Annotated in this window: 11 protein-coding genes; 6 read left to right on the plus strand and 5 right to left on the minus strand. The window is 60.9% G+C overall.

Annotated features, from left to right (window positions below):
- Nucleotides 1–64 precede the first annotated feature (64 nt).
- Entirely contained in the window at nt 65–1,078 is a 1,014-nt protein-coding gene (locus FHX08_RS11335; RefSeq protein WP_132650963.1) for a zinc-binding alcohol dehydrogenase family protein, read from the plus strand.
- Between the two features lie 316 nt (nt 1,079–1,394).
- On the plus strand, nt 1,395–2,768 hold the full coding sequence (gene mgtE, locus FHX08_RS11340) for a magnesium transporter (protein WP_132650962.1): 1,374 nt from the start codon (nt 1,395–1,397) through the stop codon (nt 2,766–2,768).
- 115 nt (nt 2,769–2,883) lie between these two features.
- Here mgtE and FHX08_RS11345 read toward each other — a convergent pair whose 3' ends face one another.
- Nucleotides 2,884–3,357, minus strand: a complete 474-nt coding sequence (locus FHX08_RS11345) for an Lrp/AsnC family transcriptional regulator (protein WP_132650961.1) — start codon at nt 3,355–3,357, stop codon at nt 2,884–2,886.
- A gap of 144 nt (nt 3,358–3,501) precedes the next feature.
- Here FHX08_RS11345 and FHX08_RS11350 point away from each other — a divergent pair, with 144 nt between their 5' ends.
- Nucleotides 3,502–4,407, plus strand: coding sequence for a DMT family transporter (locus FHX08_RS11350; protein WP_132650960.1), 906 nt, complete (start codon nt 3,502–3,504; stop codon nt 4,405–4,407).
- Between the two features lie 74 nt (nt 4,408–4,481).
- Here the strand turns inward: FHX08_RS11350 and FHX08_RS31935 are convergent, their stop codons facing one another.
- The 3 genes from FHX08_RS31935 to FHX08_RS11360 all read right to left on the minus strand — a co-directional run bounded on the left by FHX08_RS31935 (nt 4,482) and on the right by FHX08_RS11360 (nt 7,332).
- The gene (locus tag FHX08_RS31935) at nt 4,482–4,712 is read right to left on the minus strand and encodes a DUF6719 family protein (RefSeq protein WP_132650959.1); all 231 of its coding nucleotides are present in this window, start codon (nt 4,710–4,712) and stop codon (nt 4,482–4,484) included.
- A gap of 145 nt (nt 4,713–4,857) precedes the next feature.
- Nucleotides 4,858–5,478, minus strand: a complete 621-nt coding sequence (locus FHX08_RS11355; protein ID WP_184327185.1) for a L,D-transpeptidase — start codon at nt 5,476–5,478, stop codon at nt 4,858–4,860.
- Between the two features lie 189 nt (nt 5,479–5,667).
- A complete protein-coding gene (locus tag FHX08_RS11360; RefSeq protein WP_184327186.1) occupies nt 5,668–7,332 on the minus strand; it encodes an electron transfer flavoprotein-ubiquinone oxidoreductase in 1,665 nt (554 codons plus the stop codon).
- 252 nt (nt 7,333–7,584) lie between these two features.
- Here FHX08_RS11360 and FHX08_RS11365 point away from each other — a divergent pair, with 252 nt between their 5' ends.
- Nucleotides 7,585–8,373 (plus strand): SDR family oxidoreductase, encoded by a 789-nt coding sequence (locus FHX08_RS11365; protein WP_184327187.1) that lies wholly within the window; start codon nt 7,585–7,587, stop codon nt 8,371–8,373.
- A 9-nt stretch (nt 8,374–8,382) separates the two neighbouring features.
- Here the strand turns inward: FHX08_RS11365 and FHX08_RS11370 are convergent, their stop codons facing one another.
- Entirely contained in the window at nt 8,383–9,264 is an 882-nt protein-coding gene (locus FHX08_RS11370; protein WP_184327188.1) for a phosphotransferase family protein, read from the minus strand.
- A 293-nt stretch (nt 9,265–9,557) separates the two neighbouring features.
- Between FHX08_RS11370 and FHX08_RS11375 the strand changes: the two genes are divergently transcribed.
- The gene (locus tag FHX08_RS11375) at nt 9,558–10,871 is read left to right on the plus strand and encodes an efflux RND transporter periplasmic adaptor subunit (RefSeq protein WP_184327189.1); all 1,314 of its coding nucleotides are present in this window, start codon (nt 9,558–9,560) and stop codon (nt 10,869–10,871) included.
- Nucleotides 10,868–13,984, plus strand: coding sequence for an efflux RND transporter permease subunit (locus FHX08_RS11380; RefSeq protein ID WP_184327190.1), 3,117 nt, complete (start codon nt 10,868–10,870; stop codon nt 13,982–13,984). The genes FHX08_RS11375 and FHX08_RS11380 overlap by 4 nt, the downstream gene beginning before the upstream one ends.
- Nucleotides 13,985–13,996 lie beyond the last annotated feature (12 nt).

Consider the following 13,996-nt stretch of genomic DNA (forward strand, 5'->3'; position numbering starts at 1 on the left):
TCTTGCGTTGCCGGAACATAGGTCGCATCTAGCTCTCGTGCAATGAACACAGGAGTTTCAAAAGATGCGCGCCGTCGCCTATAAGACCCCACAGCCGATCACTGCCGAAACCTCGCTGATCGACGTCGAATTGCCGACGCCTGAGGCCAAGGGTCACGACCTGCTGGTCGAGATCAGGGCCGTCTCCGTCAACCCCGTCGATGTGAAGGTCCGCGCCGGCATGGCGCCACCAGCCGACGAGCTGAAGGTGCTGGGCTTCGATGCCGCCGGCATTGTCAAGGCTGTCGGTTCCGACGTCACGCTGTTCAAGCCGGGTGATGAGGTCTTCTATTCCGGCGTCATCAATCGCCCCGGCTCGAACGCCGAATTCCAGCTCGTGGACGAGCGCATTGTCGGCCGCAAACCCAACAGCCTCGACTTTGCAGCGGCGGCTGCCCTGCCGCTAACCTCGATCACCGCCTATGAAGCACTGTTCGACCGGCTGCGCGTCACCGATCCCGTGCCGGGTGCTGCCGCTGCCGTGCTCGTCATCGGTGGAGCAGGTGGCGTCGGCTCGATCGCCATCCAGATCGCCCGGGCACTGACGGATCTTACCATCATCGCCACAGCCTCGCGTCCGGAGACCCAGAGCTGGGTGAAGGAACTCGGCGCGCATCACGTCATCGACCATTCACAGCCGCTTGCCCCGCAAGTCGCAGCTCTCGGCCTCGGAGCACCGGGCTTCATCTTCTCGACGACGAATACTGACAAGCACGTCGGCGATATCGTCGAGGCACTGGCGCCGCAGGGCCGTTTCGGATTGATCGACGACCCCAAGACGTTTGATATCGTGCCCTTCAAGCGCAAGGCTGCTTCCGTTCACTGGGAGCTGATGTTTACACGGCCGCTCTTCGCTACACCCGACATGATCGAGCAGCACAAGATCCTGAACAAGATTTCCGAACTCGTCGACGCCGGCAAAATCCGCTCGACGCTGTCGGAAAGCGTCGGCACGATCAATGCCGCGAATCTCAAGAAGGCCCACGCCATGGTCGAGAGCGGCAAGATGAAAGGCAAGGTCGTTCTCGCCGGATTCTGAGGTTTTCGGAAGCGAAAATCCGCCTTTTCAGGCCTTTGGAATAATGCGTAAATGATGCTGACTTATAATGCCGCGCCAAGGGTGCGGCATTCTGGCGTTAAGCATTTAAGCAGCTTGACTTTTTTCGCATTCGAGACCACCTAGTGTGACACGTGCATGACATACGTCGTGCACGGATATCAACGGAGCCATCATTCAGATGCCAAGCGACAGTAGCAGTCGATTGCCTTTGCCGTACGCGGCCGCCGCGCGCTGACCTGGATGCTCCAGGCTCGCCCGTTCGGACGCTACGGCGGATCGACGGAAAGGCGAGCCAGTGAATATCAATCGCTTCCCCCTGCGGGCCGGCTATGCCGCTCGCGCCTTCATGAACAACAACCGTGTCGCGACCATTGCCGAGCGCGTGGAGTCGCTGAACGCGCTCGCCCCGGCTGAAGCCGGCCGCATCCTTTCGCGGATGCCGCAGGACTATGCCGTAAATATTCTCGACCGTCCGGAACTGCGCAATGCACCGGCCATTCTGGCGCTGATGGACAGCGCGGATTCGGCCCGTCTTCTGCACGGCATGTCCAACGACCGCGTCGCCGACGTTCTGCTTGAGCTCGATGTCGATGACCGCGTGCGTCTGTTCTCCAGCCTGGAGGAGCCTGTTCGCGTCGCCATCCAGCATCTGATGGGCTATCCCCCGCGCACAGCCGGCAGCATCATGACGACGGAATTCGTCAGCGTGCCCGACGACTGGACGGTCGCGCAGACGCTGGACCATGTGCGGCAGGTCGAACGCTCCCGCGAGACCGTCTATGCCATCTATGTGCTGGACCATAATTCCGGCGCACTGCTGCATGTCGTGACATTGCGCCGCCTCATCACCGGCGAGCCTGATGCTTCGATCCTCTCGGTAGCGCAGAAAGGCATCCCCGTTTCGGCCAATCCCATGATGAAGCAGGAGGACGTCGCACGCCTCATTCGCAAGCACGATCTCCTGGCGCTGCCGGTGGTCGACGACCATGGCCTGATCCTCGGCATCGTCACGGTCGATGACGTCATCGACACAATGATTGCGGATACGACCGAAGCCGCCCAGAAATTCGGCGGTATGGAAGCGCTTGGTCGGCCCTATATGAAGATCGGCTTCGGCGGCATGATCCGCAAGCGGGCTGGCTGGCTCTGTGCCCTCTTCCTCGGCGAGATGCTGACGGCCAGCGCCATGCAGCATTTCGAAGGCGAGCTGGAAAAGGCCGTCGTGCTGACGCTCTTCATTCCGCTGATCATGAGCTCCGGCGGCAATTCCGGTTCGCAGGCGACCTCGCTTATCATCCGGGCGCTTGCCGTCGGCGAGTTGAAGCTGACCGATTGGTGGCGGGTGCTGCTGCGCGAGTTGCCGACGGGCGTCGTGCTCGGTGCGATCCTCGGCCTGGTCGGCATGATCCGCGTAATCTTCTGGCAGACGGCCGGGCTCTATGATTACGGCCCGCATTGGCAGCTGGTCAGCCTGACGGTTTTTGCAGCCCTCGTCGGCATCGTCACCTTCGGCTCCATGTCGGGTTCGATGCTGCCCTTCCTCTTGCAGAAGCTGCGGCTCGATCCGGCAACGGCATCGGCTCCGTTCGTCGCCACGCTGGTCGATGTGACCGGACTTGTTATCTATTTCTCGGTGGCGCTGCTCATCCTCAGCGGGACGCTGCTGTAGATCCTGCTTCGGGATTTCAGGCCATCCGGCCTGAAATCGTTTGCGCATGCAGAGGCCTGTTTTCATGCAATTCCGAACCAAACCCGCTTCGCACGTCCCTTGTCCGGGATGAGCATTAGTTGCGCTCTGGCAGCTTCAGCGGTCCATGCGTCTTGATGCTGCGGATGGCGAAATTCGATCTGATATCAGTGACGTTCGGCAGTGTCAGCAGCGTCTCCGTCAGCAGCCGCTCATAGGCCGAAAGGTCTTCGACCACGACCTCTGCCAGGAAATCAGCCGTGCCCGAAATCAGAAAGCAGGAGACGATTTCGGGGATGGCGAGCAGCGCTGCCTGCTGCGCCTCGGAATTCTCCCGGCTGTGGTGAGCGACCTTGAACTCGACGAAGACCGTAAGGCCGAGGCCGACCTCCTTGCGGTCGATATCGGCCGTATAGCGGCGGATGACGCCGAGCTTCTCGAGATTGCGGATGCGGCGCAGGCAGGGCGACGGCGAGAGGTTCACCTTGTCGGCGATCTCGACATTGGTGGCGCGCGCGTCCTCCTGCAGGCATTTCAGGATGGCAATATCGAATTTATCGAGATTTGGCATTTTTGCGAACCGTAACGGCACTCATTGGCAGATCATTGCGCGTAGCACGATTTTTGAGCCATAGATAGCAAGGACATGCCTCGGCATCTGGCGCTAATCTTCTCCTCAACCGGATGAGATCCGACTGGAGGAAAGGACAGAACGATGAGCACGATCGCATTTTCGAACGACAAATCGCCTTCACAGGCCCTCGGTTATGCCGCCGGCACGATTACCGTGCTGATCTGGTCGACATGGTTTCTGGCGACCCGTCACAGTGCCGCAACGCCGCTCGGCTCGATCGATATCGGCCTCATACGCTTCGGCATCCCAGCACTCGCTCTCTCACCGGTATGGCTGCGCACGGGACTGTTGCCGAAGGGCCTGCCGCTCACCCTGCTGGCAATCATGGTCGCCGGCTGCGGCGCGATCTTCTTTCTGGTGACGACGCTTGCCATTCACTCCACGCCGGCCGCTTCGTCCGGCATTCTGCTCGGCGGCTCCATGCCGCTTGCTACAGCGCTGATCGGCATTCTCCTGTTTCGCGAGCGGCCGGATGCGACCCGCATCGCCGGACTGGCGGCGATCGTCGCCGGTGTGCTGATCCTGCTCCTTCGTAGCCTGGCCGATGCTTCCCTGCCCTGGACGAGTTTCTTGATGCTGCCGGCCGGCGCCATTCTCTGGGCGAGCTATACGCACGCCTTCCGCCGTTCGGGTCTGACGGCCATTCAGGCGAGCGCGCTGATTGCCGTCTGGTCCTTCCTGATCATGGCAGCACTGGCGCTGGTCTTCGGCATCTCCTTGCCCCTGGCGTCGCTTCCGGAAGTCGGCCTGCAGGTCCTGAGCCAAGGCGTTCTTTCCGGCCTCGTCGCCATGGTCGCCTATGGCACGGCTGTCCGCACTCTCGGCGGAACGCAGGCTGCGGCCTTCACGGCCCTGACGCCGGTTCTTGCAACGCTCGGCGGCGGCCTCCTGCTCGGCGAACAGATCGGCCTTGCCGAGATCAGCGCCGCCTTCATTACGGGCGTCGGCGTGGCGCTCTCGACCGGAATTGCCGCCAAGCGGCGCTGATCGTTAGAACGGAAAAGGCCGCCAGCAGTCATCAACTGCGGCGGCTTCGCGTGACAGAGCGTTTTCGTTTCGCTTCAGTTCAAATGAACGCAGGACTTCTTGAGCCCATCCGACTTCTGTTTATGCACGAATTTCGCAATTTGCCCTGCGGGACACTGACCGTCATTAAAAAGCACTGCGTGGCCCGCTGGCAACGACTGAGTTGTAGGCCTTTGGGTAACGGTCCTGATACCGGCCAATGCGTGCGAAGCAGTGGCAAGCATAGATAGCACCATGATAGAATTTATCACATTTATACTACGCATTGCGGTTCTCCCCTTAGGAATAAGCCGCAGTATATTGAGCGCACTTGCCTCACCCGTCAATTACTCCGCCATCGACAACGTTCGCTCGAAGGCATCTCGTTGCTTAAAGTGGCCGTGGACTTGGCGGACGTATTCAGCATAGGGCTCAAGCTGTCGCCTGGATGACCACGACCTTGGCGCCGACTTCGACCCGATTATAGAGGTCGATGACATCGTGGTTCATCATGCGGATGCAGCCGCTCGACATGGCAAGGCCGATCGATTGCGGCTGGTTCGTGCCATGGATGCGGAAATGCGTGTCGTTGCCGCCGCGATAGAGATACATGGCGCGCGCACCCAGCGGATTGTTCGGACCGCCCGGCAGGCCGGCGGCGAGCTTGCGATAACGCTCCTCGCGTCGCTGCATGTTTTCGGTCGGCGTCCAGCTCGGCCATTCGGCCTTGCGGCCAACATAGGCATTGCCGGCAAAGGCAAGCCCTTCGCGGCCGACCCCGATGCCGTAACGCATCGCCCTGCCATCCCCGATAATGTAATAGGCGCGGCGCGCAGGCGTATCGATGATGATCGTGCCCGGCGCATAGCTGCCCTCATAGGTGACTTCGGTGCGGCGCAGCTCCGGCTTGATCTGATCGATCGGCACCTGTCTCAGCGGAAACTTCTCATCCGGAAGTGCAGCGTAATTCGTCTGGCTGTTCAGAGTGGTCGAAGAGCAGCCGGCAACGAAAAGGGGCAGTGCGATCAGGAAGCCCCGGCGCGAGATCGTCATGAACGTGTCCTTAGTGCGTCAAGAAGATGTCGCAGGCTAAGGAGATTATGGTTAATGAAATGCTAATCGGACGTTGCGACGAGGCGTAACGAATGCGTTATCAGGTATAAACAGCGCGCTACTTGGCGATCCCTTCAGTACTACGCATCAACGCGAGATATTCGCTTCGGCGCCGAAAAGCCATCCGTATCACATGTTCGGATAGACCGGTCCTTCACCGCCCTGTGGCGGCACCCAGTTGATGTTCTGGTTGGGATCCTTGATGTCGCAGGTCTTGCAGTGGACGCAGTTCTGGGCGTTGATGACGAAGGTCTGGTCGCCATCCTTCTCCACCCATTCATAGACCCCGGCCGGACAGTAACGCGCCGAGGGGCCGGCATAGATGCCGAGTTCGGAGGATTTCTGCAGCGCCATGTCCTTCACCTGCAGATGAACAGGCTGGTCTTCTTCATGATTGGTGTTGGACAGGAAGACGGAGGACAGGCGGTCGAAGGTGAGCACGCCATCGGGCTTCGGATAGGCAATCGGCTGATGCTGGGCGGCCGGCTCCAGCGAGGCGGCGTCGGTCTTGCCGTGCCTCAACGTGCCGAAGAAGGAGAAGCCGAAGAGCTGGTTGATCCACATGTCGAAACCGCCAAGGGCAACGCCAAGGCCGGTGCCGAATTTCGACCAGAGCGGCTTGACGTTGCGCACGCGTTTCAGGTCCTTGCCGATATCGCTCTTGCGCCAGTCGTTTTCGATCTCGACCACTTCGTCGTTGGCACGGCCCGATGCAATCGCCTCGGCGATACGGTCAGCCGCCATCATACCCGAGAGCACGGCATTGTGGCTGCCCTTGATGCGAGGCACGTTGACGAAGCCCGCCGAGCAGCCGATCAGCGCACCACCCGGGAAAGAGAGCTTCGGCACCGATTGCCAGCCGCCTTCGGTGATGGCGCGCGCACCATAGGAAAGGCGCTTGCCGCCCTCGAAGGTGCCGCGGATCGCCGGATGCGTCTTGAAGCGCTGGAACTCCTCGAAGGGGTAAAGATAGGGGTTCTTGTAGTTCAGGTGAACGACGAAGCCGACGGCGACGAGATTGTCTTCCAGGTGATAGAGGAAGGAGCCGCCGCCTGTGCTCATGCCGAGCGGCCAGCCGAAGGAATGCTGCACGAGGCCCTGCTTGTGGTTCTCCGGCTTGACCTCCCAGAGTTCCTTGATGCCGATGCCGAATTTCTGCGGCTCGCGATGGCCCTGCAGGTCGAACTTGGCGATCAGCTGCTTGGCTAGGGAGCCGCGCACGCCTTCGCCGATCAGCACATATTTGCCCATCAGCGCCATGCCGCGCGCATAATTTGGGCCGGGCTCGCCGTTCTTCTCGATGCCCATGTCGCCGGTTGCGACACCGATAACGGCGCCCTCATCGTTGTAGAGCACTTCGGTGGCAGCAAAGCCCGGATAGATCTCTACGCCGAGTTCTTCCGCCTTCGTCGCCAGCCAGCGACAGACATTTCCGAGCGAGACGATGTAGTTACCGTGATTGCTCATCAGCGGCGGCATCATGATGTTCGGCAGGCGGACGGAGCCGGCCGGGCCGAGCAACAGGAAATGGTCGTCCGTCACCTCGGTCTTGAAGGGATGGCCCCCCTCTTCGCGCCAGCCGGGCAGCAGGCGGTCGATGCCGATAGGATCGACGACGGCGCCGGAGAGGATATGAGCGCCGACTTCAGCCCCCTTTTCCAGCACGACGACCGAGAGTTCCGGATTGATCTGTTTCAGACGGATGGCCGCTGAAAGGCCGGCCGGACCGGCGCCGACGATCACCACGTCGAATTCCATGCTCTCGCGTTCCGGCAGCTCAGTCATTTCGGTCATCCATCCGTCTCCGCTCGGCCGTCCGACGGCCGTTCATCCCAATCAGCTAACTCTCTTGTCAAAACCAGAAAACATTGTCGAGCCGGGAAGCGACAGGCGATCCTCCAATTCGCACAATGATAGTTCTCTACACAAAAGATTATATAACGCTTACGTTAACGTAAATTTTTGAAGCCTTGCAAGTTCGCCTTGGTCCTTTTCTTGCGCATGGCTTGCCCCCTATAGAAAGGGCAACAGAAAATGGAGGAAATCATGGATCTCGGCATCAAGGGAAAACGCGCTCTCGTATTGGCGTCCTCGCGCGGCCTCGGGCTCGGCATTGCCAAGGCTCTGGCACAGGAGGGCGCGAACGTTCTTCTGTGCGGACGCAGCGGAGAGCAACTGGAAGCCAATTGCAAGGCGATTAATGCCGAGGGCAAGGGCAAGGCGGACTGGATCTGGGCCGATCTTTCCGACGACAATTTCGTCCAGACTGTCACCGCTGCCGTACAGGAGAAATTCGGCGGGCTGGATATCCTCGTCAACAATACCGGCGGCCCGACGCCAGGCACAACCGAGGATATGACGCCGGAAAGGCTCGAGACCTATTTCCTCTCGATGGTCGCGCGCGTCATCACGCTGACCAATGCACTTCTGCCCGGCATGAAGGCACAGGGCTGGGGCCGCATCCTGACGGTCGCCTCATCAGGCGTGATCGAGCCGATCGCCAATCTCGCCCTGTCGAACACGCTGCGCCCGGCGCTTGCCGGCTGGAGCAAGACGCTGGCATCGGAAGTGGCCGGCCATGGCGTGACCACCAACCTGTTGCTGCCCGGCAGCATCCTGACGGCGCGGCTGGACGACCTAGATGGTGCCGCCGCCAAGCGGACCGGCAAGAGCGTCGAGGAGATCCGCGTCGAGAAGGAAGCGCGCATTCCCGTCGGGCGTTACGGCAAGGTGGAAGAGTTTGCCGCAACGGCCGCCTTCCTCTGCAGCAAGCCGGCGAGCTACATCACAGGCTCGCTGATCCGCTGCGACGGGGGTGCGGCGCGCTCCGTTTGATCGCTGGCATCATCCGGCATAGGCCGAGGCAACCGCCCACGCTGCAACGCTGTCGACCCTTGCGCCGATATAGGCAGGATCATCGGCAAGCTCCGCGAGCTCGGACAGGCGATGGAAGCCTGTCAGGATCGCGATGCGCCGGCGGTCGAGCTGGCGACCGGTCAGCGTCTCGTAGGCCGAGACGATGCGCGCAGTCAGATCGGGCGAGATGAAGTTCGAATAGATGAACTCCTGATGCAGCGGACCGAAGCCTGAATCGGCGAAGTCATAAAGACCATTCAGCCTTCCCGCAGCATGATCGAAGGCCATGTTCCAGCCGTGGCCGTCGAAGAAGCCGAAGATAGTGCCGTAGGGATCAGGCGGCAGGGCCTGGTAGTCCCAGATGACGGTTTCCGCATAGTTTGTCAGTTCGGACGGCAGTAGCGGCAGGGCCTTGTCCTTGACGGTCTCGGGAGATTGCCAAGGCAGGATCGGCCCGGCGCCAAGCGCGCGCATGCGGTCGCTGTCAAGATCGTGCAGCTCGGCATAGAAGCGGGCGAGATCATCGCCGAGGTGCTGGCGAGCCGCCTCCGGCAGAGCCTCGTAATCCTCCGTCATGAGATGTTCGCCCCGCAGCTTGGCGTGGCTCGAGAAGATCGGAGGACCGTCGTGGATGCGCATGTCGGGGACAGCCATCGTTAGCGACGGCCTGATGACGCCGAGGAACGCCGCTTCCCTTATCAGCGCCCTTTCGGCACGCAGATTCAGAGGGAATTTGAAGATCAACCGGTCGTCCACATCGACGGCCATCGAATCCCAGCCCTTGGTCGCGAGTTTGAAGACGGAGCCTGTCAGTTCCGGAAAGGTGGTTGTGATGAGTGAGCGAAATTCGCCAGCATTCAACTCGGCCATATCTGCTGCCTCTGCGATTTCCAGGATCTATCCCGCGCAAGAGCTGCAATGCGGATCCAATGACGTTTCGCCGGTACAGCCCGCGCCGGCACGTCCCAAGATGGACACAGTGCCTACCTGACTATATATTAGTAAAGTTTGAATATTACAGATTGTTCATTACGAAAATTTAAGCCGCTATAACCGCTTAGTGATCACACCAAGCGTGACTATGTCTTTTTTGCGCCGCAAAATAGGCGGCTCAATCGAGCTTGAAAATCAGGCAATTTGCTCAAGACAAACCGGTCTCGCCCATGAAGAAATTTTGGATCACCGTCAGCATCGTAGCCGTGGCCGCCGTTGGCTTCTGGCAATTCGGGGACAGGGTCCCCTATGCCTCTGATATCCCCTACCTGTCGCAGTTCATCAAGAAGCCTGACGACGTCCGCAGCGGTGGCCATCAGCAGGCGCAGGCCGATCAGGCCCAAGGCGGTGGCCAGCAGCAAGGCGGCGGGCAACAGGGTGGCGGACGCCGGCGCGGCGCGATGGGCCCGACTATGGTCAAGACCGTGGCGGCCGTGAAGGCCACGCTGCCGATGGATGTGACGGCGACCGGCTGGGCCGATGCCGAGGACAATACGACGATCGCCGCACAGGAGCAGGGGCTGGTCGTCAGCATCGAGGCTCAGGACGGCGCAACGGTCAAGGAAGGCGATCTGATCGCCAAGCTGGACGACCGGACGGCCAAGGCTTCCGTCGACAAGGACAATGCGATGATCGTCCGCGACACGGCGACTCTCGCGGAAGCCGGAACGGCGTTGATCCGCGCACAGGACCTGTTCAACCAGAAAGCCGGTACGCAGCAGAGCCTGGATCAGGCGACCGCTGCGCGCGACACGGCCGCCGCCACCGTCGAGGCTGACAAGGCGACGCTCGCCTCCGACCAGATCATTCTGGAACATACCGACATTCGCGCACCCTTCGACGGCCGCCTTGGCGATATCGCTGTCAGCAAGGGCGCCTTCGTCAATGCCGGTGCAGCGATTGTCACGATCGCCAAATACGACCCGATCTATGTGAAGTTCCATCTTCAGGAACGTTACCTGCGGGAACTCAAAACGGCGCTCGCCGCCGGTCCGGTCGACGTCAGCACGGCGCCTGATTCCGCCAAGGGCGAAGTGCGCAAGGGCGAGATCAGCTTCTACGACAATACGGTCGATACGGCATCGGGCACGATCCTCGCCAAGGCGAAGTTCGAGAATGCCTCAGGCGCATTGTGGCCCGGCCAATCGGTCAATATTGTCGTGCATTTCAACAGTGACGAGCAGCAGGTGGTCGTGCCGACGGTTGCCGTCAGCCCCGGCCCCAACGGCTTCTTCACCTTCGTGGCCAAGGATGGCAAATCGCATCTGACGCAGGTTACCGTCGCCCGCGCCAATGGCGGCTTTACCGCGATTGCTTCCGGCCTCTCGGAAGGCGATCACGTGGTCATCGAAGGCCAGGGTCAGCTCAGCGATCAGCAGGCAGTCAACGAACAGTTCGATGAGAAGGCGCTGAACGTCGCTTCCGCCGACGCGCCTCAGCAACAGCAACAGGCCGAAACGATCGCTGTGGGGACTGAGCCATGATCCCGAATTTTTGTATTCAGCGCCCTGTCGCCACGACGCTGCTTGCGATCGGCGTGATCCTGGCTGGCCTTGCGGGCTACCAGCTCGTGCCGGTCGCGGCTCTGCCGCAGGTCGACTTTCCGACGATCAACGTTTCGGCGCAACTGAGCGGCGCTTCGCCGCAGACGATGGCCACCTCGGTCGCGACACCGCTGATCAAGCAGTTCGAGACCATCCCCGGCATCAGCGAAATCAGCGCGTCGAGCTCTCTCGGCAGCACCAGTATCGTGCTGCAGTTCGACCTGAACCGCGATATCGATGCGGCCGCCGCCGACGTGCAGGCGGCCATTTCGCATGCGACGCGGCAGTTGCCCGACAACATGACGACGCCGCCGAGCTACCGCAAGACGAACCCGGCCGATGCGCCGGTCATGCTGCTTTCGGTGCAGAGCAACACCATGCCCCGCAGCAAACTGGATGAAATCGCCGAAGACATCATCTCGCCGTCGCTGTCGACGCTTCCGGGTGTTGCCCAGGTCAGCGTCTTCGGCGCGCAGACCTATGCGGTGCGCGTCGAGGTCGATCCCAACAAGCTGCTCACCCGCGGCATCGGCATCGATACCGTCAACAAGGCGCTGGCGGCTGCCAATAGCCAGCAGCCGGTCGGCACGCTGCAGAACAATTCGCAGGCTATGACGATTACGGCGAACACGCAGCGCACCAATGCCGAACAGTTCCGGTCGCTCGTCATCGCCAATCCGAACGGTGCGCCGATCCATCTCGGCGATATTGCCGATGTGCAAGACAGCGTCCAGAACCAGTATACGGGCAGTTGGTATGACGGCCAGCGCGGTATCATCCTCGCCATCCAGCGCCAGCCGGATGCCAATACGGTCGAAGTCGTCGATGCGATCAACGCCAAGCTGCCGCAACTTCACGCCGAAATCCCGCCTTCGGTTACCACTGTCGTCATGAACGATGCGGCAAAGCCGATCCGCGACGCCATCGCCGACGTGAAATTCACGCTGCTCCTGACGATCGGCCTCGTCGTTCTCGTCATCTACCTCTTCACCGGCCACGCCACGGCGACGATCATTCCTGGCCTTGCCGTTCCACTGTCGCTGATCTCGACATTCGGCATGATGTACGTGCTGGGTTACAGTATCGACAATATTTCGCTGCTCGGCCTGACGCTCGCGGTGGGCCTCGTGGTGGACGACGCGATCGTCATGCTGGAAAACATCCTGCGCCATGTCGAGGAAGGCATGCCGGTGCGGGAAGCGGCCATCAAGGGTGCGGGCGAAGTCAGCTACACGATCATCTCCATGTCGGTATCGCTGATCGCCGTCTTCATCCCCATCCTCTTGATGGGTGGCGTCGTCGGCCGCGTGTTCAACGAATTCGGGATGGTGGTGGCGATCGCCATCATCTCTTCGGCGATCGTCTCGCTGACGGTCACGCCGATGCTCGGATCGCGCCTATCCAACAATCACAGCCGGCCGCCACTCCTCATCCGTATTTTCGATGCCGGTTTCGAGCGGACGCTGCGCGGTTATGACAACGCGGTCGGCTGGTGTCTTCGCCATCGCCCCTTTATCCTCGGGGTCTTCCTCGCTTCCGTCGCGCTGACAGTCTATTTCTTTATGGCCCTGCCGACGAGCTTCTTCCCGCAGGAAGATATCGGCCGCCTGACCATCAGCACCCAGGCACGGCAGGATATTTCCTATTCGGCGATGGAGGCCCTGCAGCAGCAGGCGGCAGCCGTGGTCAAGGCAAACCCGGCCGTCAACCATGTCATGTCGACGATCGGCGGCAATCCGAACAAGCCGCTCAACAACGGCTCGATGTTCGTCGAACTGAAGGACAAGGAACAGCGGCCGCCGCTCGACCAGACGCTGCGCGAGCTGCGCACCGCAATCAACAAGATCCCCGGCCTGCAGGCCTTCGTGACGCCGAACCAGAGCCTGCGTTTCGGCGGCCGCCAGACTGCCAGCCAGTATCAGCTGGTCATACAGGCGCTGAATGCCGACCAGACCAATCTGTGGGCCGGCAAGATGCAGCAGGCGATGCGCGGCGAAAGGCTCTTCACCGACGTCACCTCGGATGCTCAGAACAACGCGCTGCAGGCCAATATCGTCATCGATACCGAGCGGGCCGCCGCCTACGGGATCGACAACGACACGCTGCGCACGACGCTGCAGGAATCCTTCAGCGGCTATGCAGCGGCGGAAATCCAGTCGACCGGCGACAGCTACGACGTCATCGTCGAATATGACACGAGCAAACCCTGGGACGATCAGAAGCTTTCGGAAATCCGCGTCGCCTCGTCCAACGGCAGCCTGGTTCCGCTGTCGAACTTTGCCCATGTCGAGCGTACCGTCGGCCCCGTAACCATCAACCAGACGGGTCAGCTCGTCTCGACCACGGTTTCCTTCAACCTGCCGGAAGGCGTGTCGCTCAGCAATGCGACGGCAGCGATCGACCAGATCAAGAAGGATATCGGCATGCCGGCCGACGTCTTCACCTCCTATGGCGGTACGGCTGAGATCTTCCAGCAGTCGCAGGGCAACACGCCCTATCTGATCCTAGCCGCCGTGCTGACCATCTATGTCGTGCTCGGCGTGCTCTATGAAAGCTTCATCCACCCGCTGACCATTCTCTCCGGTCTGCCGGCTGCCGCCTTCGGTGCGTTGCTGGCCTTGAAGATCATGGGCTTCGACCTGTCGATCATCGCCCTTATCGGCCTGCTGATGCTGATCGGCATCGTCAAGAAGAACGCGATCATGATGATCGACGTGGCGGTGGAGACCATGCGAACGACGGGCGAGAAAGCGAGCGCGGCGATTCACGAAGCATGTGTACGACGCTTCCGCCCGATCATGATGACGACCTTCTGTGCCCTGCTCGGCGCGCTGCCGATCGCGCTCGGCACCGGTGCAAGCTCGGAGCTGCGTCAGCCGCTCGGCATTGCCGTCGTCGGCGGCCTCATCGTCTCGCAGATGCTGACGCTGTTCATCACGCCGGTCATCTTTGTCGAGATGGATCGCTTCGAGAATTTCCTCCACCGCATGCTCAGCCGCAAGAAGACGGAAGCGCATGCGGCAGAGGAACCGCGGGCGATCGCCGCGGAATAAGAAGACAGAAAG

Origin of the sequence: Rhizobium sp. BK529 (assembly GCF_014194105.1) — a bacterium.
GTDB lineage: Bacteria > Pseudomonadota > Alphaproteobacteria > Rhizobiales > Rhizobiaceae > Rhizobium.